Here is a 22,682-nt window from a genome sequence, read left to right on the forward strand (position 1 = left end):
TACTAAGCTTTAGTAACTTCTTTCTTTTTTTTATTTCTAGGCTTTCTTTTTCTAGGTTTCCTCTTTTTACTAGGACCTTTAGACTTTTTATGTTCATCAAACTTTTGATTTGGATCAAAAATTTCAAAATCAATATGCGTATTTTCAAGGTCAACTCTCGAAACTTTGATAACTATATCTTGTCCAATTTTAAAGACTCTATGAGTTCGTTTACCGATTAGAATACTTTTAGCTTCGTCGAAGATATAATAGTCACCTGGTATTTTAGATACATGGACTAGACCTTCAATATACATATCTTTAAGTTCTGCAAATAAACCTAAACCATTTAAATGTACGATTTTAGCATCTAAAACATGACCGATATAATCTTTCATGAAATAGCACTTCAACCAACCTTCTACTTGCTTAGATGCTCCATCAGCATTTCTTTCTTGCACTGAAGCATTATCACAAATATTAGCAAGTTCTGATTTTTCGTAATCACTACCACCTAGCTTATATTCGTTAATAATAGACTTAATTAATCTATGTACAATTAAATCCGGATATCTACGAATCGGTGAAGTAAAATGAGTATATTCTTTATAAGCCAAACCAAAGTGACCATCATTATCGATGCTATAAATTGCTTGATTCATACTTCTAAGAGTCATCATCTGAATATCATCGTAATCAGCTCGACCTTTTACGCTTTGAAGCATATTTGACAGTGCCTGAGGAGTTACTTTGCCATCTTTACCATAAGCTAGATGTATACCATGGATAGATAGATACTTTTTAAGGGCTTCCATCTTATCTTCTTTAGGCTCACTATGTACTCTATAAGGTGAAGTCTTTTTATGTTTAATCATAAACTTAGCTGCAGCCACATTCGCTACAAGCATACATTCTTCAATTAACCTGTGAGCATCATTACGGTGCCTTGGAACAATTGATTCTATATGATTATGATCATCTAGAATAATCTGTGTTTCTACAGTATCAAAATCTATAGCTCCTCTTTCTTGCCTTGCTTGATGCAATACAAAATATAAGTCCTGTAAAGTAAACAAATCAGGAACTAATTCAGGTGTATTTTCAACAATAGTATTTTCTTTTTTACTTAAAAGCTTAGCAACCTCAGTATATGTTAATCGAGCTTTTGAGTTAATCACCGCTGAATAAAATTTAGTTCTAGTTAGCTTACCTGTTTTGCTTATATTCATTTCACAAACAAGCGAATATCTATCGACTTTAGGTTGCAATGAACACAATCCATTAGATAGCTTTTCTGGTAGCATAGGAATCACTAATCCAGGGAAATATACAGATGTAGAGCGACGCTTAGCATCCATATCGAGAGCTGAATCTTTCTTCACATAATTTGATACATCTGCAATAGCTACGAATAACTTCCAGCCACCAGTTTTAGTTTTATGCGAATAAACAGCATCATCAAAATCTTTAGCATCTTCACCATCTATTGTGACAAAGTTTTTATCACGCATATCTACGCGTTCACCAACTAATACATCATCTGAAATATCTTCAACATATTTAAGAGCTTTTTTGCTCCACTCTTCTATCAAATCATATTTCTTAGAAGCAAGCATCATTGCTTCTTTTACTGGAGAGATAGCTTCAACTTCTTTGATATATTTAGCAACAGCTGGGCCTGATACACTTGGCTGAACTATTATCTCAGCTTCAATTAAAGTCTCTGGTTCAATTTTAATATTAGGTGGTAGTAAGGTAACTATTACACTACTATTTTTACTAATAGGCTTTAAAAAATGCCCATCAAAACTTTTAAAAAAATATCCTGTTATAGTTTTCTGTGAACGAGAAACTATTGACTTAACCTCTGCTTCTAAACGAGACCTTTTATTTATTCCAAGTACTTTTGCATTAATCTCATCACCTACAAAAAGCATTTTAGCTTGTGCTGGTAATATTGAAACCTTAGTTTTTAATAAATGGCTAAAAACTTCCATTCTACCATCTCTATCAGCACTTACTTTTGATGTAATAAATATCGGTTTAGCATCTAAAGCACTAAAGTAATATTTATCTTTAGCAATTTGCCCATCACGAACCATTGCTCCAAGTCTAAAAACTAGACCATCAAAAGATGCCTTTTTATGTATTTCTAAGGCATCAGCTATTGTCTCTATACTTACCGGTAACCCTGTATCTTTTATAAAATTTAAAATAACTTCACGACTAGGTATCGGATTTTCATATTTCTGTGCTTCTATGTCCTTATTAGGATCATTTTTTATACTATATTTACTCACTTATTAGTATTTCCTGGTCAAAAAACCTTTTATTAATTAATTCACCCTTATCAAACTCTGCAATAGCAACAAACTTGTCTTCATCATATATTTTTACTGTGCCATTTAGTTCGGGTCTTATAGGGAACTTCCCTCTTTTGTATAAATCTTCTTTTTCTTCTTCTGCTAGTGTATAACTTAACTTATCTGAAAATACACTCTCCACATGAGATATAGTAGCAAGTTTATCTTCAAAACTTAAATCTTTTAATTGTTCAAGTGTATATGATTGCTCTATGTCAAATGGTCCGCTTTTTGTTCTTTGTAACGCAATCAAATGTCCGCCACAACCAAGCTTTGCTCCTATATCTATAGCTAATGAGCGAATATATGTGCCTTTTGAGGAGCGAACTTTAATTGTTATAGTATCTTCAGTAAAATCTAATAAATCTAAGTTATATATCGTGATATCTCGAGGTTTTATTTCAATTTGTATACCTTCACGAGCTAGCTTATATAAAGGTTTACCATTATGTTTTAATGCTGAATACATTGGTGGTACTTGTGATATTTCACCACGAAAGTTATCCAATACATTCTCTAACGCATCATTATCTAACTTTGGAATATCATCTAAACTTTCTTTGATTATATTGCCCTCAGCATCACCACTATCTGTTTCTACACCTAATTTAATAGTTGCGATATATTCTTTATCAGCATCTAACAAATACTGTGCAATTTTAGTAGCCCTTCCAAAACATATTGGCAACACACCTGTAGCCATTGGGTCTAAAGTACCCGTATGACCTGCTTTTTGTGCATTAAAAAGTCTTTTTAATTGTTGAAGGATATAATTTGAGCTTGCATCTTTTGATTTGTTTACGACTATTACACCATTTAAGTTTAGTCTATTCTTTTTCATCTATTACTTTATCTTTTATAATTTGAATCATCTTACCAGCTGCAACTTGTTCAGCCTTTTTACGTGATTTCCCCTGTGCAGTAACACTCAAGTCATGTTCTTGACAAGACACTGACACATTAAAAACCTGTTCATGGTCTTTACCATCTATACTAACTATATCATATACTGGTAAACTTAATGATTGTTGCAGTAAAATTTCTTGTAACGATGATTTATTATCCTTAACAACCGCAATATCAAAATCTTCCTGAGAAAGTGACTTTGAATACCACTTTAAAACAATCTTCTTAGCAGTTTCAAAATTACTATCAAGGTAAATAGCTCCAATAACTGCTTCGACAACATCTTCTAAAATTTTCTCGCGGCGATGTGAGGCATTTTTTTCGCTATCTCCAAAAATTATATACTCATCAATTTGAAGCTCTAGAGCTAACTTAGCTAAAGTCGCTCCTCTAACTAACTTAGAACGAACCTGAGAAAGTTTCCCTTCTTCATCATCAGGAAACTTATGATATAAAACCTCAGCAATCACAAACCCTAAGATAGAATCACCTAAAAACTCTAACCTTTCATAGTTCTTTTTTGTTTTACTACGATGAGTTAATGCTCTATTTAGGATAGAAACATCTTTAAATGTATAGCTTAAGTTACGGTATAATTTTGAAAAATCTTGAATCATATCTGTTAGAAAGTTCTACCAAGCTCGCTCCAACGAACTTTTTTATCTATTTTGTCCCAGCTCATCCATACTATCTTAGCTTTACCAACTAAATCTTTCTCTGGAACAAATCCCCAATAACGGCTATCTTCACTATTATCACGATTATCACCCATTACAAAATAATGTCCTGCAGGTACTTTCAAACCTTCAAAATTTGTTGGTTTAACTGCCTCTATCCAATCAATCTCATGCTTAACGCCAAGTAGATCTTCCGTACAAACAGTATCTCCACTACCTCCAGCCATAGAGTTATTATAATAATTCATAGCATCGCGATTACAATTAGTATAATCAAGTTTCTTACCGTTTATAGTCAACATCTTATTATTATAAGAAATAACATCTCCAGGTAAGCCAACGACCCTTTTAACAAAGTCAACATCAGGGTTTACAGGGAAATGAAGTACCATGATATCACCACGCTTAGGTTCACCAACCTTAATAAGTGTCTTATTACTAAATGGTGCTCTAATACCGTAGGCTGTTTTATCAACAAAAATAAAATCACCAACAGGGAGAGTAGGTGTCATTGATGCTGTTGGAATTAGGAAATTACCAACAAGGAATGTTCTTAAAAAAAATACAATAATAAAAACACTAAACAATGATCTAGCTTGATCTGCTACAAATGGCGCTTTCAAGCCATGGTCTTTATAAAATTGTCGCTTTTCTTTTTTCTTAAGACCTTTCAATTGATCTTTATATGGTGCTAAACGAGACTTTTGAAAAAAAAGATAATCAACTATGTATATAGCACCACTAGCTATAGTTAAGAACAACAACCAAAAAGTAAAGCCTAAACTAAGCAAGTAACCAAGAATGTTGTTTAATATTTCCATATTTATTTTACTATCTTATCCTTTTGGACAAAATATCCAACACCACGAATAGTTTGAATAAAGTTGGAAATTTCTATTTTCTTTCTTAGGTTATGCATATGTACTTCTAAAGTATTAGTATCCATCTCTTTATCAGTAGAATAAACTTCTTCTAGAAGTTGAGTCTTTGGAACAACACGACCAGCATTCTGAACTAGAATAGAAAGTAATGCTAATTCCTTTTTAGAAACTGGAATAATCACGCCATCTTTAGTTACTGTTTCAGAACTTGGGTTAAAGCTATAGTCTCCAAACTTAATTTCTTCATTTACATTTTTGCCTGCTTTAGTATCTACTCTACGAGATACTGCCTTAATTCTAGCTACAAGCTCTTTCAACTCAAATGGCTTAGTCAAATAATCATCGGCACCTAAATCTAGACCTTTAATTCTATCTTCTAAACCATCTCTAGCTGTAAGTAAAAGAATAGGTGTTTTAATACCTTTATTTCTAGCATTTCTAAGAACTTCTAGACCCGTTTTAATTGGAAGGCCTATATCTAATACAACGATATCATAAAGTCCTGACTCTATGAATGTTTGAGCAGCTTCACCATCAGATACTAGGTTTACATTAAAACTTTCTTTTTGTAGTGCTTCTAAAAGACCTTCACCCAAATTCAAATCATCTTCACATAATAATAGTCTCATTACTTCTACCTTTATTTTATTTTAGAATGTTAATTTTAATTAAAAAATATTTATTTTGGTAGTATATATCATAATATAGATAAAGCAAATATTTATTTTAAATTTCAGAACGCGCAAAATAGTTAGCTAAATAAGTTTCTCACTGATCTCTTTAGAAAGCTCATTAGCTCGGTCAATATTAGCATCAATTGCTTCCCTAACTATATCTCCTAGATTGGATTTTTCAAAAACATTTAATGCTGCTGCTGTTATCCCCTTTTTAGATGTTACATTCTCTCTTAGGGTAGATATACTCTTATCGCTCTGCTTGGCCATTTGAGCTGCCCCTAAGCAAGTTTGTATAACTAGTCGCTCTGCTTTTTCCTTATCTAAACCTTGCTTAACAACTGCTGCAACCATACATTCCATGAATTGCAAATAATATGCTGGGCCTGAGCTTGCACAAGCGGCTATTACATCAATCATGCTCTCTTTCTCGACAACCTCTACAATACCAATTGAACTCATCATATTAATAACCTGCTCTTCATGATCTTTGGTTACATTTTCATTAAAATATATACCTGTTGCTCCAAAACCAATACTACTAGGGGTATTAGGTATTGTTCTTGAAATACAAACAGGTTTAGAAAATAATTTTTCATATACAACAACTTCTATTCCAGCCGCTACTGTAACTATTAGTTGGTCCTTCACTGTATCTTTAATCTCAAGAATCAATTTAGACATTTGTTGAGGCTTTATTGCTAGCACTAAAATATCTGCTTTTTCAACCTCTTCAATTAAATTCACAGAAACTCTTATTCCATACTTACTTTTAAGACTTTCTCTTTTTAGTTCGTTCCTATCAACAACACATATCGACTGTGACTCATAACTACTATTAACCATTCCAGAAATCATAGCTTCCGCCATATTTCCACCACCAATAAAACATATACTCTTTATCATAACGTCCCCTGCATTTAAAAATCAATTTCTAACAAATGGTATCATTTTGATACAATATTGTTAATCACATATAAACCAAATTAATACTGGCATGAAAAATATAGTACTTGCATCAAGCAATAAAGGTAAAATAAAAGAATTTAGTGAAATATTTTCTACAATTGATGTTCAAATAACACCTCAAACTCAATTTAATATAAATGACGCAGATGAAACTGGTCTAACATTTATAGAAAATGCAATAATCAAAGCTAGAAACTGCTGTAAAGAAACAAACTTACCATCTATAGCAGACGACTCGGGCCTAGAGGTTGATTCATTGAATGGCGATCCTGGCATATATTCTGCAAGATATGCTGGCTCTCATGGTGATGATATCGCAAATATAAATAAACTACTTAAAGAATTAGAAGGTTCAAAAAAGCGCGAAGCTAGATTTATTTGCGCTCTAGTTTATATGCGTCATGAAAATGATCCTACACCAATAATTTCCATAGGTAAATTAGAAGGCTCTATCACATTTGAACCTATAGGAAACAATGGTTTTGGCTATGACTCTATTTTTCTTGAACCAAATCATAGTAAAACTTTAGCTCAACTAGATAGTAGTCTCAAAAACTCTATAAGTCATCGCTCGAAAGCTCTAAGTCAACTTATCGAGCAAATTAAATCTGAAATATAGCACTTCTATGGTAAATATTCTTGAATTATATATGCTATAATTAACGAAAAGTATAGAACAGGGTTTGTCTTTTTTGTAGGGTGGATAATATTAAAAAAATAATCTATAACATATTAACTCACTTGTATTCTAGTCTTTTTCTAGTCTATATTCCTATTGTCTATTTAAAAAAACTTAAAAGAAGTCTAAATAACAATCAATACCGTCTAAGATGGTCTGAACGTTTTGCTATAACACCGTTACGCTTAAAAGATAGCATCTGGATTCACTCAGTTTCCGTTGGCGAATCACTTTCTGCTGAACCTTTAGTTAGAAAACTTTTAAACGACTTCCCTAATGAAAATATTGTTATAACAACTACAACACCAACAGGTAGTGATGTTATAAGACGCTTATATGACAACCATAAAAATGTTCATCACATGTATATTCCTTATGATGTTAAACCATTCATTAACAGTTTCTTTGCAAAGGTTGATCCAAAGCTATTTATAGTTATTGAAACAGAGATTTGGCCTAATATCCTAGGCAAATGTTTTGCGGAGGATATTCCAGTCGTAATTACAAACGCTAGATTATCGAAAAAATCACTTAGAAATTACAAGAAAATCCCTTTTGGTGGTGAAATGCTTTTTAGCAAAGTTTCTCATATTTGCACACAAACTGAAAAAGATACAAAACGTTTTCTTTCACTTGGTGTTCAAAAAGACAAAGTATCAACAACTGGAAACTTAAAATATAATCTTGTGACTCCCAAAGATCTGGCGAATCAAACACATAGTTTAAAAGAAAGTATTAAACATAGAGCTGTTTGGGTTGCTGGAAGCACTCATTCTGGTGAAGAAAGCATCATATTAGAAGCACATAAAGAAATTCTTAAAACTAATCCAGATTGCTTATTGATTATAGTCCCTAGACATAAAGAAAGATTTTGTAATGTTGAAAAGATAATTTCAAACAATAACCTAACACTACAAAAACGAAGCTCTAACAAAGAGGAGATCGATGAAAAAACTCAAGTATATCTTGGTGACACTATGGGTGAGCTACTTCAACTTTACTTTATAGCCGACATAACATTTATGGGTGGTACACTTATTGATAATGGTGGTCATAACTTGCTTGAACCAGCCGCATTAAGAAAACCCATTATATCAGGAACAAGCCTATATAATTTCAGTCAAATATCTAAGGCTTTAATTCGTAATAAAGCTTTAATTCGTGTAAGAAATTCACAAGAGCTTGCAACTAACATATCAAACCTAATAAAAGATAAGCAAAAATGTTCTGAATTAGCAGACAATTCATATAAAACATTCCAAGCCCATGGCGATGTATTAGACCTACAATATAATCAGATCACTAAATTCTTATGTCAAAAGTAAAACTAGAAATATTTGATAATTTTGCAAAACAGTACTTTAATGAGCTGAAATGCCCCTCTAGCAATCTAATAAATGCCATGAAGTATAGCTTTTTTAGTGGAGGTAAAAGAATTAGAGCTCAACTAGTTTATATTGTCTCAGAAATGTTTGGTGTAAGCATTCAAGAAAGCAACAAAATCGCTTTTGCTATAGAGGCTATACACACCTACTCACTTATACATGATGATTTACCCGCGATGGACAACGACTCTCTTCGTAGGGGGGTTCCTACTTGCCACATAAAATATAATGATGCTACAGCAATTTTAGCTGGTGACGCATTACAGTCCATAGCTTTCAAGGTCCTACAAGATTTAGATATAAAAGATGTCAAAGTGCTAAAGAAAGTAAATTCTATACTTGCAGACTGCTCTGGTACTGATGGAATGGTGGCTGGTCAGCAGTTAGATATTGACGGCGAAAATAATAATTTAGATATTGATAACTTAAAAATAGTACATATAAATAAAACTGCAAAGATGTTTTGTGCAAGTATGTTAATACCATACACTGTTTCTAACAACTACAATAAAAATATTGCTAAAACCCTCGAACATATAGCAATCCTTACTGGGCTATGTTTCCAAATAAAAGATGATATTCTTGATGTTACAAAATCAACTAAAGAGCTTGGTAAAACATCTGCAAAAGACATATCATCAAACAAATCGACCTATGTATCCTTACTTGGTATCGAAAAAGCAAATGAATTACTCAATACTATGACATACGAAATACTAGAAAGTATTATGAGTATAGAAAGTAGCTCAGTTAACTGTAGCAAACTTAAAAATATTATCAAACTAGTTATTAATAGAAACCATTAGAGTTATTTGCTACAATTAGCTAAATCTTATTTAATAAATTTCATAATGTTAATGATGCAAAAAATATATGCTTGGCTAGTTCATCTATTTACATCTTTAGGGGCTGTATTTGGGATTCTTGCCATTATTTTCTCAATAGAAGCTGCAAAAGCTAGTACTTTAGGTCAAATTGACTTATTTCACCACAATATCAAGTTATCTATGTATAGTATTATAGCAGCTGTTTTTATTGACTCAATAGATGGTAGTTTAGCCAGACTTGTTGATATTAAAAAACTTGCTCCTATTGATGGTGCCTTATTAGATAATATTATTGATTTCACAACTTATTCTATTGTTCCTTGTATATGGATATATGTTTCAAGTGTTGTCAGCGATCAATGGCTTATCCCGATCATAGTAATGATCACTATCTCCTCTTCATACCAGTTCTGTCAGCTAAACGCTAAAACAGATGATAACTTTTTTGTAGGCTTTCCTAGCTATTGGAATGTTATAGTGATGTTTATGTTATGTTTCCAAAGTTCTCAGTTAATTAATGGATTAGTAATTATTGTTTTAGCAATTTTTTCATTTATTCCAATAAAATATATATACCTATCAAGAACTGAGCGTATTAGTAAAAGTAAACATGTAAAAACTTTTACTTTTATCTTCACAATGATTGCATCAATATGCACTTTTCTTGCAGTCTTAATGTACCCAATAAAAACTCCCACTCCTATTATTTCAATCATCATGGTTTTCACTGTTTTTTATATACTTTTTAGTTTCAAATTAAACCTTAAAAATTCTGATAACTAGCTTTATAATTTAATCCCGTTATATGCTAATATATTAAGTATTACATTTATATTTGAAGAATTGACAATGGAAGTACTGAGCTTAGCTGAGCGTCAAAAATTATTTGTTGATAATATTTTTCCTTATAAGCATAACATCCCAAGAAATATATATGAAAAACAAAAATATCACCTGCAAATAGAACTATTAAAATTACAGCGCTGGATTAAAGAAAATAATAAAAAATTACTTATTATTTTTGAAGGCCGAGATGCTGCTGGAAAAGGTGGTGCCATTAAAAGAATGATGGAACACTTGAATCCTCGTGGTGCTAAGGTTGTTGCTCTAGAAAAGCCTAGTGAAAGAGAACGCGACCAGTGGTATTTTCAAAGGTATATTAAACACCTACCCTCAGGAGGTGAAATAACTCTATTTGATAGATCTTGGTACAATCGAGCTGGTGTAGAAAAAGTGATGGGGTTTTGTACTGAACGAGAATATTTCTCATTCTTAGAACAAGTGCCTATGCTTGAAAAAATGCTCACCAATAGTGGGACTATAATAATAAAGTTTTGGTTCTCAGTAAGCCAGGACGAACAGAGAAAAAGATTTGAAGCCCGCGAACAACATCCTCTTAAACAATGGAAATTAAGCCCTGTTGATAAAGCGTCATTAGATAAATGGGAAGACTATACTGAGGCTAAAGAAAGAATGTTTATTTATACAGATAAACCTTATGCCCCATGGGTTATTGTTAAATCAGATGATAAAAAAAGAGCTAGACTTAATGCTATCAGATACATTCTCAACAGTATTGATTACGATAATAAATCTCCAGAAGTTGCAATTCCACCAGATCCTTTAATTGTTGGCTCATCCTCTAAAATATACAAATAATTTTTCAACGATAAAATCAAATAATATATTGACTAATCAAGTCGATTTAAATATAATTGCTCTCATGTTTTGGGCCTATAGCTCAGTTGGTTAGAGCGCCGGACTCATAATCCGTAGGTCGTAGGTTCGAGTCCTACTGGGCCCACCAAACATTACATATCTTAAAGCTGTAATAATTTATAAAATTACACTTAAAGCCAAAACATTGTCCTTATAGAAAATACTTAGCTAAATAATCATAAAATAGATTCATCTAATTCGTATATAAGATAGAATCCTGATGTTTAGAATCATCCCATATCTGCTCTTCATCCAGACTAGTTTCAATTAACTCAATAATTGCACCATTTTCTTCAATTATAGCAACCTTAAAGTCCCTCATAGGGAAGTATGGTTCTAAAAGAATATTCTTACCCTTAACAGCATCACATAGATTAGCTACTTTATATGCAATATGGGGCATCGTCTGAATAAGCTTATCTAGCGGGCAGTTTGGGCCAAAACGATGGTACTGAACCCTCCCAGGCTTTTCTCCCCCTGATGTATACATATCCATTGTCGGACTATAACGCTCTCCATCTCTTGGCTCAGTAATAGGAATTCCAATATGATGATATTGATATTTCATAAATTCTCCAAAAAATTAAGTTGTAATAACAAGAAAAAACTTTGATTATAAAATAGCATCCAAATAGTTCTGCTTATCTCTTTTAGTAAGCCTGATTCTATTTTCATTCATAATTGTACCATGAAAGCTCTTATTCATTGCTTCTAAAACATCCATCATAAGCTCATAACATGTTTTAACATCATACTGCATATCTGCAAGTTTTTTAAAGTTCATAACCACCACTAGGGATTTAATAGACCCTTCCTTTTGCGACTCAAAAACTTGTGCCTTATTATCTGGTAAAACCGTGAATATTACATCATCATAATTTACTTTTTGGAAAACTTGCTCATCAGTATATTTGATACCATAATACTTCAAAAACATCGATAAATTATTGACATCAATCATATCAATGCCTTCAAAATAAAACAGTAAATACCCGTCTTTTAATAGAGGATATTCATCTTTAACCTCTTCAATATTGCTAAGACTAGATTTAGTTTGTTTGATAAGCTTTTCAGTAGACTCATTTTCTGAACGCTTTAGAGCCTCTTTCTGCTTAATACGGATAGCTTTTCGACACAGGTCTATTATGACCAGTACAACTAAAATTATAACTAAAATTAAAATCGTTGACATTAATTACTCTACTATAAACATTTTACTAGTCTATATTATATATACAAAAGTGTAATATTTTAAGGGTTTTTAATAATAGTATCTAAGACTTCAAGAATTTTCTCATCAGTATCTACTATCATGCTTTTATGTATTTTCGTGAACTCTTTTTTAATCATTTGATTTCGGTCTTTATCATCGAAAAGTCTTTTCAGTTCAAAATACAAGTTCTCAACAGTGCAGTCTTCTTGGATTAGCTCTTTTATTATCTCACTCTTATGCAGAATATTTGGAAATGCCCAATAACTATGGCTTCCTACAAACAATCTTCCGAGAAAAGCTGAAAGCTTAGAAAGCTTATATCCAACAACCATAGGCAATTTATAAAGCATAGCCTCTAATGTAGCTGTGCCTGAAGAAAGTAAACTAAAGTCTGCTGCCATCTGAAGCTCATGTGATTGACCATCAATAACTTTAATATCTAAATTATTTATTTGACTCTTATACTCATCAAACAATGACTGTAGAGTTTGCTTAGCTAAAGGGATTACAGCTTGAAACTTATAACCATCTTCTTTTAACTTTTGAGTTGCCTCTAAAAACAAAGGTAGTAGCCGAGAAACTTCACTAGTGCGACTACCAGGTAATATTGAAAGTATTGGTAAATCATTTTCAAGACCAAGCTTATCTCGATATTTTTGCTTATCTATTTCTATTGGAATTGATTTAGCTAAAGGATGACCGACATAAATTGCTTCAAAATTATGCCTTTTTCTATAGTATTCAACTTCAAAAGGAAGCAAAGCTAGAACTTTGTCCGTAGCTTTACGGATTTTTTTAATCCTATATTCTCGCCATACCCAGATTTTAGGACTGACATAATGTATAGTCTTTATTCCAACTTGTCTTAGCTTCCTCTCAACAGTTAAATTAAAGTCTGGAGCATCTATACCAATAAAAATATCTGGCTTATTTTGCTTGAAATAATTAATCATTTTTCTTTGGATAGCTAATATTTTGAGGCCCTTAGAGATTATTTCCATAAAGCCAATAAGAGATAGTTGATCCATTGAGTAGTGGCTAATAAAGCCTTCAGCTTGCATCTTAGGTCCACCAATGCCTTCAATAATAGCATTAGGATATTTTTGCTTGAGAGCAGCAACTAAAGAGCAGCCCAACTGATCTCCAGAAAGTTCACCTACAACTATGCCTATTCTCATTACCTTAAGATTCCACGCTTAGAATTACTCATTAAAGTTTCAAACGGTTTAATTACATCTTCATTTTTTGCCATCTCTTTAATAACTTCAGAAGACTCTTTAACCATTAAACCTCTGCGGTATAAAACCTTATAAGCTTCTTTAATAGCTTTAATTTGCTCTGGTGTAAAACCTCTTCGCTTCAACCCTTCAGAATTAATTCCACATGGAGTAGCACCACCAACAACTGCTGTTACCATAAGATATGGAGGCACATCCTTGCTTACAAGAGCCGCATGAGCTATAAATGCATGTTCCGCTACTGTGCAGAACTGATGCACGCCAACATTTGAGCTTAATATAGCATAATCCTTAATATGAACATGACCAGCTAAACCAACCCCATTTACTAAACTAATATTATTGCCAACTTTGCAATCATGGCCAATATGAACATAGCACATAATAAGATTATTATTGCCAACATATGTAATACCAACCTCTTTAGAGGTACCACCATGTATAGTAGCACATTCACGGATAACATTATTATCACCGATTATAACTTGAGAAAACTCTCCCTGCTTATAGGTATAATCAATAGGATCATCTCCTATAGAAGCATATTGAAAAACCCGATTGTTTTTACCAAGAATTGCATTATCTCCAATAGTAACATGGCTTTTTAATTCAGTACCCTCACCAATCTCAACATTTGCACCAATAACGCAAAAAGGGCCAATGGTAGCACTATCTGCAATCTTAGCACTTTCATGGACTACTGCTAAACTATGTATCACTATTAATAATCCTTATATGCTGCCATTAAGTCTGCTGAACAAACAACTTGATCATTCACTTTCACTACTGATTTTGCTGTACATACTATACTTTTAACTTTTATAACCTGTGATTCAATAATCAGTACATCACCAGGAACGACAGGTCTTTTAACTCTAACCTTATCAATTCCCGCTAACATAAATGTACGACGCTCGCCAACACCAGCTTTAGCAACAACATAAGAGAAAAGTTTTTCTGCCATTATTTCACCCAATATAGCTGTAGCTTGGGCCATAGCTTCAACAAGCAGAACTCCAGGCATAACTGGGAAATCTGGGAAGTGTCCATTAAAAAAATCTTCATTAATAGTGACATTTTTTTGAGCTACGATTGATTTATTTTCAACATCCCAATCTAAGATTCTGTCTAAAAGCGCGAATGGATACCTATGAGGTAAAATTTTTCTTATGCCTAATATATCCATTTGTTTGTTTTTATCATCAAATTGACTCATTATAATAAATCCTTATTTGCTATTTTATTTTTGTTTCTAAATCTTTTACTCTTGCCATTAGCTTATCAATTTTAGATATCCTGGCTACAAACCTTCCCCATTCTATACGAGGCTTAGCTTCAAATGCTGCATAATACATCCCTGGCTTTGTAACTGACTTCCCTACATTCGAAGCCCCACCAATAATAGCATTATCACATATATCTATATGACCTGTAATCGCAGACTGCCCCCCTATAAGACAGTTGTTACCAATAGTTGTACTCCCAGCTACTGCCGTAACTCCAGCCAAAGCTGTATTTTCTCCTATAACTACATTATGTGCTATCTGAACTAAATTATCAATACGAACACCTTTTTTGATTATAGTATCATCTATAGCTCCACGATCTATAGTTGTACCAGCACCAACCTCAACATCATCATGTATCACAACACGGCCAAGCTGTGGAATTTTTGTCCAACTACCATCATCATCTCTGGCATTACCAAAACCATCACAACCAATTACTGAGTTTTGATGAATAATACAGTCGCTACCAATAACAATATCATAAGCGATAGAAACATTATTCTTAACTACAGACCTGTCACCAATTATAGTACCTGCATCAACAGTTGCACATGCTCCAATACAGACATCATCACCAATCACAACATTATCACCAATTACAGCATTAGCTTCAATTGTAATGTTATCTCCAAGAACTGCACTTGAAGCAATTACTGCCTTACTATGGATTTTACCGCTAGGCTTTGGGGATTTATCAAACAATTCCATTACTTGAGCTAGTGCCATATAGGGGTTTGATAAAACAACCGCGTTAGTATTACAAAACTCAAGAGCTTCCTCTGTTATCAAAACAGCAGATGCTTTAGTTTCAGATAATTGAGATAAATATTTGGGATTAGTACAAAAAGATATATCTCCTGGGCCTGCTTGAGATAGTGTAGCTATTTTTGTAATCTCTACGGAAGTATCTCCTTCAACTCTACCATCAAGATTATTTGCTAAAAAATCTAAAGTATACATTTACTTCTCCTATCCGCGATTAACTAGAAGATTTATTCATAAGAACAACGACATCATTAGATATATCATCAATACCTTGTGAGTAAGCTAATGCTTGAGTTGTTACAACCATGTTGTAGCCTTTTTCTTTAGCGATTTGACTTACTGACTTATCAAAAGAGGCTTGGAATTTCTTAGATAGTTCATCTTTTTTCGCATACTCTTTTTGCTGAAGGATTCTAGCTTTACCTGCAAATTCTTGTTGCTCTTGCTCAATAGCTTTTTGCTGTTGGGCCAACTCATCTTTTGTCATGGTAGTTGAGTTCTGCTGTAGCTCATTAACCTTTTTCATAATTGCATTTCGTTGTTCTTGTAATTTTGCAGCCTGTGGCTTAAGATCATTCTCTAGTTTCTTAACACTTACAGAACCCAGATCAGTATCATTAAATATCTCAGAAGGGTTCACAACTGCTAATTTTGCTTCAGCATAAGAGCAAGTTACACTTACAATCGCTATAGATATCGCGCTAATTATTTTTTTCATTCTACTTTCTCCCTGATTAATCAAACTACTTATTTTAAAAATTTTGCCCCAATGAGAACTGAAAGTTTTGCACCACATCACCTGTCTGGACATTAAATGGCTGAGCAAATGATATCGCTAAAGGTCCCATTGGTGACGCCCACCTAAATTGCACACCCACTGAATACTTTAAGTTAGACAACGATGGTGTAGTTTCTTGCTTAGGGGCTGGTGCTACGACACCACTTAGATCATAAGTGGTATAAGTATTACCAATATCAACAAAAGCTCCCACCCTCATATTTGAACTGTCTTCAACAAATGGCACTGGAAATAATAAATCATAACCGTTATAAATATTAAGATTACCACCAATTGAGTTTCCTGTCGAGCCATCAATCAAATTAATGTCTCTTAGACCAAGTGAACCCTGTAAGAATCCTCGTACAGATCCCCAACCACCACCATAGAAGTTTTGATAAAAAGGTAGCTCAGCAGTTTTACCAAACCCTCCACCATAGCCAACTTTCCCCGTTATAGAAAGCGCTGATAAATCAGTATTTGGTATAGCTATATTATACTTTCCACCAAACTCAACTTTATAAGAGTTGATATTACTAATACCTGGTATATTTATAGTTCCATTTAAATCAATAGATCCACCATCAGTTGCAAACATAAACTTATTTGAATTATCAAAACTCCAACCACCTGTAACAGCTGGCTCATTGAAAACATTCCTACCTTGCTGATCTATAAACCATTTAACTATTGAGGATTGATAACCATCTGATTGTTTAACTGTGTTGTTTGCAAATGTAAGACCCCATGAAACATTACTAAATGTCGATATTGGCAAGCCATACATCAATCTAGCACCAAAAGTGTCTAACTGATATGCTGCAATTGCATTAGTTTTTGCGAAGTTTGAGCGGTTTGCATATGCGGATACACTTTGTGATATACCAGAAGTGGTAAAGTAAGGGTCTATATAACTAATGTCTAACTGTTGGAATGGTATTGATAACTGGGCATTTAAATTAAATGTATTACCTGTACCAAATACATTTGGCATATTTAATTTACCACCAATCATAAAGCCATAAAGATCCGAGAATCCTAAACTAGCACTGACTGAGTTAGCATTTTTTTCTTTTATATTATAGTTTACATCAACGAGATCATCAGAGCCTTCAACAGGAACTAACTGCATATCTGCGGACTGTACATATGGTAACTGGTCTAATCTTCTCTGAGATTTATCAATTGCTTTTTTGTTGTACTTAGCCTGCTCATAGTACTGTAACTGCCTACGAAAAACATAATCATTAGTAACATTATTACCAAAGAAGTTTACTCTATTTACATATACTTTCTTGCCCGCATCGACAACAAACTTAAACGAGACTGTTCTTTTTTTCTTATTTACATCAGGAATTGGGTTTACAGTTGCAAAAGCATAACCCTTACTACCTAAAAGTGTTTTTATTGCCTCAGCACTATCGACTAACTTTTTCTTTGAAAAAACCTCTCCTTGCTTAAGCTGTATTAGAGCTTCTAGTTCTGATTTTGGGAGTATAAACTTACCATCTAAGCTAATTTTACCAACCTTATAAACCTCTCCTTCAGCAACATCAAAAGTTATAAATGAATGCTCTCTATCTTTTGTCATAGAAGCTTGTTTTGAAGTTACTTTAAAATCAAGATAACCCCTATCTAAATAGTAGTTTGTGACCCCTTGGACAGATTGATCCATAGCATTAGGTGAATAACTATCAAATGGCGCTAAAAAGCCCCATAAATTCCATAGTGAAGGTACCTGAAATGCTACACTAGATTTTAAAGCTTTATCATCGTAATCTTTGTTGCCAACAAAATTTATTGCATCTATTGTCGCAGGCTTACCTTCTGACATTGTTAAATTGATGTCTATTCGGTTATTCGGCAATTTACGAATATTCTCTTCAATCTTAGCACCATAAAGACCCATTTGAGAGTACTGGCTAAGTAGTGATTGTTTTAATAAAAATAATGTATTTGGGTTAAATACATTACCTACATAAATACCTGCATCGGTAAAAACTTTCTCAAGATCTTCTTTCTTTAGTTTTTTATTACCGCTAAAGCTAAACCCTGCGATAATTGGACGTTCTTTTACATTTATAAAAAGATTACTACCTTTACGATACAAATCAACGCTATTAAAAAAGCCCGTACCATAAAGATTATTAATAATCTGGTTTGTATCTTCTGGTGTGATATAGCTACCTTTTTTAAAACCAAGGCGGCTTTTAACCACATCACTTTGCAACCCCTGCAGCCCTTCTATAGATACATCATCTAGTATAAAGCTGCCACCTTCAGCCCAGCTAGTACATGCAATACCCATAAGAAGAAGGATGAATACAAACTTCTTTTTTAAAAAAAACACCAACTCTTACCTCAAAATAGAACCCACATATTCACGAGCTTTTTCATCAATATTAAAAACTTCTTCTATGCTTTGCGGATTCTCAAACTCTAATTCTTCTATTACTTTTTTATTGATCTCAATAATATCTAAATACTTAATTCTCTCATCTAAAAATGCTGCAACTAATATCTCATTTGCTGCATTAAAAACTATATTTGCAGCATAATTTTTATTCTGCAAATTTTTAAACACTATAGCTAATGCTTCAAAACGCTCAAAACAGGCGGCTTTAAAGGTTAACTCGGTGCTTGTGAAATCTAATTCAGCTACATTCACTTCCCCGCGCTTAGGGTAATACATCGCGTTTGCTATAGGTGTTTTCATATCTGGAACACCTAATTGAGCTAAAAAACTACCATCCACATATTTCACCATCGAATGAATTATACTTTGCGGATGAATTAAGACACGAAGTTTATCAGTTGTTACACCAAAAAGCCAATATGCTTCAATAACCTCCAATGCTTTATTTACCATCGTAGATGAATCTACTGATATTTTTCTGCCCATACTCCAATTAGGATGAGCACAAGCTTGATCAGGAGTTATATCAACAAGCTCCTTTAATTCCTTATTCTTAAAAGGCCCACCAGATGCAGTCAACACAATCTCTGAAACCTCTGGAGTAAATTCCTTTTTTGGATTATCTAAGCATTGAAATATAGCATTATGTTCACTATCTACAGGAATAAGTTGAGCATTATTTTTTTTAACTTCGTCTATCAGCAGATGACCTGCTGCGACTAGTGACTCTTTATTTGCTAAAAGAATTTTTTTACCTGCTTTAGCTGCAGCAAAGGTAGGTTTTAAGCCAGCGACCCCAACTATTGCAGACATAACCAAATCAACTTCTTCAGCACTCGCAACTAATTCAAGAGCACTTTCACCAACTAAGATCTTAGTTTTTGTAAGCTTTTCTAGTTCTAGCCTAGCATTTTCATCTGTGACAACAGCATATTTTGGATAAAACTCATTACATAAATCTGCTAGCTTATTAATATTGCTAAAGCCAGATAGAGCAAAAACCTCAAAGTCTTGAGAATCTCTAATTACAGCAATGGTGCTATCTCCAACAGAACCTGTAGCTCCTAATATGGTAATTTTGCTCTTATTAGACATTATAATTAATCTTCAACCTCAGTGTTTTCGCTTGTTTCCTCAACCAAACCTTCCAACTCAGAGACCTCATCATCAAGCTCTTCATCACCTTGCTTAACAACTTTTAATCCAATAAGTTTCTCATTATTTCTAAGATTAATAAGTCTAACACCTTGTGCAGACCTACCACATTCTCTAACTTGATTTGAGTGCGTTCTGACTAAAGTACCATTGTTTGTAATCATCACAATATCTTCATCAGTATCTACAAGTACTGCAACAACCACACTACCATTTCTTTCAGAAGTAGATATTGCTATTACACCTTGACTAGCTCTCTTAGTTTTACGATACTGACTTACCGCAGTTCGCTTACCATAACCATTTTCAGTAGCAGCTAACACAATTCCTTCTTCTGGATCAGTAACAAACATAGATACAATTTTTTGACCATCTTGTAAACGCATACCCGTCACACCAGCTGCTGAACGACCCATAGCTCGTACATCTGACTCATCAAAACGAATAGCTTTACCAGCATCAGAAAACATCATTACTTGCTTACTACCATCAGTAAGAGTCACATAAGATAGTTCATCACCATCGTTTAAACCAATCGCAATCTTACCTGTACTCCTTGGGCGTTCAAACTGTGATAAATCAACTTTTTTAACACGACCTAATTTTGTTGCCATAAATACGAACCAACCTTCTGTAAATTCAGATATTGGCATTAATGCTGTAATTTTTTCATTTTTATCTAATGGTAAAATGTTGTTTATAGGCCTTCCCTTAGATACACGACTTGCAACAGGGAAATCATAAACTTTTGACCAGTAAACGCGACCTAAACTTGAGAAACAAAGCATAGTATCATGAGTAGAAGCTAACATTAACTTAAAGATACTATCCTCTTCTTTAGTCTTAGTTGCTGACTTACCTACACCACCGCGTTTTTGAGCATTGTATGAGCTTAAAGGTTGAGTTTTAACATACCCATCCATAGATAAAGTCACAACCATATCTTCTTCTGTAATCAAATCTGCTCTTGTTAAATCAAGTCTTGATGACATAATTTCAGATTTTCTTTCATCTCCAAAATTATCTCTAATCTCAACCAACTCTTCTTTTATTACTCTGATCAACTCTTCTTGTGAGCTTAATATGCCAATTAGATACTTAATTCTTTCAATAAGCTCTTTAAATTCATTTGTGATTTTATCTTGCTCTAAACCAGTTAATCTATGTAGCCTTAATGCAAGAATTGCTTCTGCTTGTTCTTCTGTAAGATTGTAAGAAGCATCAGTTTGAATACCATAATGAGAAGCAAGTTCTTCTTTGCGATACATCTTAACATTAACACCTTCAAGCATACTCTTAACAAGTGAACCATTCCATGAACGATCAAGCATTCCTTCCTTAGCATCAGCAGGGCTTGGAGAAGCTTTAATCAACTCAATCATCTCATCAATATTTGCCAGAGAAAGAAGTAAACCCTCTAAAATATGAGCTCTTTCTTTTGACTTTCTTAATTCAAAAATAGTTCTACGAGTAACAACTTCTTTTCTATGCTTAACAAACTGTTCAAGAATCTCTTTAAGTCCTAAAAGCTTAGGCTTGTTATCACTTAAAGCAACCATATTAATACCAAAACTACATTGCAATTGTGTTTGAGCATATAGAGTATTTAAAACAACTTCTGGAGATTCATCTCTTCTAATGTCAATTACAACACGAATACCATCCTTATCAGACTCATCTCTAAGCTCAGTAATACCAACTACTTTTTTGTCCTTAACAAGCTCAGCAATTTTCTCTACAAGCTTGGCTTTATTTACCTGATACGGTATTTCAGTAATAATAATATGAGATTTACCACTAGCTTCATCTTCTTCAATATTTGCCTTAGCACGCATTATCACACGACCACGACCTGTTTTATAAGCTTCTAAGATACCATCAGTACCATTAATGTACGAGCCTGTTGGGAAATCTGGCGCTGGAATATACTCCACGATCTCTTCGATAGTTAATTGTGGATTGTCGATTAAGGCTAGCGTTCCATTTATGACTTCTGTCATATTATGCGGAGGAATATTTGTTGCCATACCTACAGCGATACCTGATGAACCATTAACAAGTAAATTAGGCACTCGTGTTGGCAATACATCTGGAACTAACTCTGTATTATCATAATTGGGTGAGAAATCTACAGTTTCTTTATCAAGATCGACCAAAAGCTCATGTGTAAGCTTCTGCATTCTAATCTCGGTATAACGCATTGCAGCTGGAGAATCTCCATCAACCGAACCAAAGTTACCCTGACCATCTACTAGTGTGTAGCGAAGAGAGAATGGTTGAGCCATTCTAACAATAGTATCATAAACAGCCGTATCACCATGAGGATGATACTTACCGATAACATCACCGACTACTCTTGCTGACTTTTTGTAAGGTCGGTTATAGTAGTTAGATAGTTCATTCATCGCAAAAAGCACTCTACGATGTACTGGCTTCAAACCATCACGAACATCTGGTAATGCACGACCAACAATTACACTCATTGCATAATCAAGGTACGACTGTTTCAGTTCTTTTTCTATATTTATAGATGAGGATTCTCTAGGTACTAATGACATTATTTACCGCTATTATTAAAGATAATACATATACCCGGTATTCTAGCACAATCACACATAAAATAATACCTTATCAAAAACCAACTAATACAGTCACAATGCTTTGCTTACACTGTCGTTAACTGAAGTTTATGTGCTAAACATATTTTGAGTGTCACAACTTAGATTGAAGAGCAAGGCAACATGGTCTAAGGAACTACTAGTAGTTTCA

Annotated in this window: 21 protein-coding genes and 1 tRNA gene; 6 read left to right on the forward strand and 16 right to left on the reverse strand. The window is 33.6% G+C overall.

What is annotated here, in order from left to right; all coding sequences use genetic code 11:
* Positions 1-2 precede the first annotated feature (2 nt).
* From rnr to proC, 6 genes are all read right to left on the reverse strand, one after another.
* Complete coding sequence (gene rnr / locus CDH04_RS08335) at positions 3-2,279, reverse strand: ribonuclease R (protein WP_112870576.1); 2,277 nt, start codon at positions 2,277-2,279, stop codon at positions 3-5.
* Positions 2,272-3,183 (reverse strand): tRNA pseudouridine(55) synthase TruB, encoded by a 912-nt coding sequence (truB, locus tag CDH04_RS08340; RefSeq protein ID WP_112870577.1) that lies wholly within the window; start codon positions 3,181-3,183, stop codon positions 2,272-2,274. Before truB ends, rnr begins: the two co-directional genes overlap by 8 nt.
* Positions 3,170-3,865, reverse strand: a complete 696-nt coding sequence (rnc, locus tag CDH04_RS08345; RefSeq protein WP_112870578.1) for a ribonuclease III — start codon at positions 3,863-3,865, stop codon at positions 3,170-3,172. The genes truB and rnc overlap by 14 nt, the downstream gene beginning before the upstream one ends.
* Positions 3,866-3,870: 5 nt before the next feature.
* Positions 3,871-4,746, reverse strand: a complete 876-nt coding sequence (gene lepB, locus CDH04_RS08350; protein WP_112870579.1) for a signal peptidase I — start codon at positions 4,744-4,746, stop codon at positions 3,871-3,873.
* A 2-nt stretch (positions 4,747-4,748) separates the two neighbouring features.
* The gene (locus tag CDH04_RS08355; protein WP_112870580.1) at positions 4,749-5,435 is read right to left on the reverse strand and encodes a response regulator; all 687 of its coding nucleotides are present in this window, start codon (positions 5,433-5,435) and stop codon (positions 4,749-4,751) included.
* A gap of 126 nt (positions 5,436-5,561) precedes the next feature.
* Positions 5,562-6,386, reverse strand: coding sequence for a pyrroline-5-carboxylate reductase (gene proC, locus CDH04_RS08360; RefSeq protein ID WP_112870581.1), 825 nt, complete (start codon positions 6,384-6,386; stop codon positions 5,562-5,564).
* 91 nt (positions 6,387-6,477) lie between these two features.
* Between proC and rdgB the strand changes: the two genes are divergently transcribed.
* From rdgB to CDH04_RS08390, 6 genes are all read left to right on the forward strand, one after another.
* Positions 6,478-7,068, forward strand: a complete 591-nt coding sequence (rdgB, locus tag CDH04_RS08365) for an RdgB/HAM1 family non-canonical purine NTP pyrophosphatase (RefSeq protein ID WP_112870582.1) — start codon at positions 6,478-6,480, stop codon at positions 7,066-7,068.
* Between the two features lie 80 nt (positions 7,069-7,148).
* Complete coding sequence (waaA, locus tag CDH04_RS08370) at positions 7,149-8,453, forward strand: lipid IV(A) 3-deoxy-D-manno-octulosonic acid transferase (protein WP_112870583.1); 1,305 nt, start codon at positions 7,149-7,151, stop codon at positions 8,451-8,453.
* The gene (locus tag CDH04_RS08375; protein WP_112870584.1) at positions 8,441-9,319 is read left to right on the forward strand and encodes a polyprenyl synthetase family protein; all 879 of its coding nucleotides are present in this window, start codon (positions 8,441-8,443) and stop codon (positions 9,317-9,319) included. Before waaA ends, CDH04_RS08375 begins: the two co-directional genes overlap by 13 nt.
* Positions 9,320-9,364: 45 nt before the next feature.
* Entirely contained in the window at positions 9,365-10,123 is a 759-nt protein-coding gene (locus tag CDH04_RS08380; RefSeq protein WP_112870585.1) for a CDP-alcohol phosphatidyltransferase family protein, read from the forward strand.
* 66 nt (positions 10,124-10,189) lie between these two features.
* Positions 10,190-10,999: a polyphosphate kinase 2 gene (gene ppk2, locus CDH04_RS08385; protein ID WP_112870586.1), complete on the forward strand. Its 810-nt coding sequence runs from the start codon at positions 10,190-10,192 to the stop codon at positions 10,997-10,999.
* Between the two features lie 71 nt (positions 11,000-11,070).
* Positions 11,071-11,147, forward strand: a tRNA-Ile gene (locus tag CDH04_RS08390).
* A 105-nt stretch (positions 11,148-11,252) separates the two neighbouring features.
* On the opposite strand, the gene CDH04_RS08395 is transcribed toward CDH04_RS08390, so the two are convergent.
* The 10 genes from CDH04_RS08395 to gyrA are packed head-to-tail and all read right to left on the reverse strand — an operon-like array spanning position 11,253 to position 22,471.
* On the reverse strand, positions 11,253-11,627 hold the full coding sequence (locus CDH04_RS08395; protein WP_112870587.1) for a helicase: 375 nt from the start codon (positions 11,625-11,627) through the stop codon (positions 11,253-11,255).
* Positions 11,628-11,672: 45 nt separating this feature from the next.
* Positions 11,673-12,251, reverse strand: a complete 579-nt coding sequence (locus CDH04_RS08400) for a cell division protein ZipA C-terminal FtsZ-binding domain-containing protein (RefSeq protein ID WP_112870588.1) — start codon at positions 12,249-12,251, stop codon at positions 11,673-11,675.
* Positions 12,252-12,310: 59 nt separating this feature from the next.
* Positions 12,311-13,450 carry a lipid-A-disaccharide synthase gene (lpxB, locus tag CDH04_RS08405; RefSeq protein WP_112870589.1) on the reverse strand — a complete coding sequence of 380 codons (1,140 nt, stop codon included), beginning with the start codon at positions 13,448-13,450 and terminating at the stop codon, positions 12,311-12,313.
* On the reverse strand, positions 13,450-14,229 hold the full coding sequence (lpxA, locus tag CDH04_RS08410; RefSeq protein WP_112870590.1) for an acyl-ACP--UDP-N-acetylglucosamine O-acyltransferase: 780 nt from the start codon (positions 14,227-14,229) through the stop codon (positions 13,450-13,452). The genes lpxB and lpxA overlap by 1 nt, the downstream gene beginning before the upstream one ends.
* 2 nt (positions 14,230-14,231) lie before the next feature.
* Positions 14,232-14,726: a 3-hydroxyacyl-ACP dehydratase FabZ gene (gene fabZ, locus CDH04_RS08415; RefSeq protein WP_112870591.1), complete on the reverse strand. Its 495-nt coding sequence runs from the start codon at positions 14,724-14,726 to the stop codon at positions 14,232-14,234.
* Positions 14,727-14,745: 19 nt separating this feature from the next.
* A complete protein-coding gene (gene lpxD, locus CDH04_RS08420) occupies positions 14,746-15,759 on the reverse strand; it encodes a UDP-3-O-(3-hydroxymyristoyl)glucosamine N-acyltransferase (protein WP_112870592.1) in 1,014 nt (337 codons plus the stop codon).
* A gap of 19 nt (positions 15,760-15,778) precedes the next feature.
* Positions 15,779-16,282: an OmpH/Skp family outer membrane protein gene (locus tag CDH04_RS08425; RefSeq protein WP_112870593.1), complete on the reverse strand. Its 504-nt coding sequence runs from the start codon at positions 16,280-16,282 to the stop codon at positions 15,779-15,781.
* 34 nt (positions 16,283-16,316) lie between these two features.
* Positions 16,317-18,692: an outer membrane protein assembly factor BamA gene (gene bamA / locus CDH04_RS08430; RefSeq protein WP_112870594.1), complete on the reverse strand. Its 2,376-nt coding sequence runs from the start codon at positions 18,690-18,692 to the stop codon at positions 16,317-16,319.
* A gap of 6 nt (positions 18,693-18,698) precedes the next feature.
* Entirely contained in the window at positions 18,699-19,853 is a 1,155-nt protein-coding gene (gene dxr, locus CDH04_RS08435) for a 1-deoxy-D-xylulose-5-phosphate reductoisomerase (RefSeq protein ID WP_112870595.1), read from the reverse strand.
* A gap of 5 nt (positions 19,854-19,858) precedes the next feature.
* Positions 19,859-22,471 carry a DNA gyrase subunit A gene (gene gyrA / locus CDH04_RS08440; protein ID WP_112870596.1) on the reverse strand — a complete coding sequence of 871 codons (2,613 nt, stop codon included), beginning with the start codon at positions 22,469-22,471 and terminating at the stop codon, positions 19,859-19,861.
* Positions 22,472-22,682: the final 211 nt, after the last annotated feature.

Source organism: Francisella adeliensis (genome assembly GCF_003290445.1).
Classification (GTDB): domain Bacteria; phylum Pseudomonadota; class Gammaproteobacteria; order Francisellales; family Francisellaceae; genus Francisella; species Francisella adeliensis.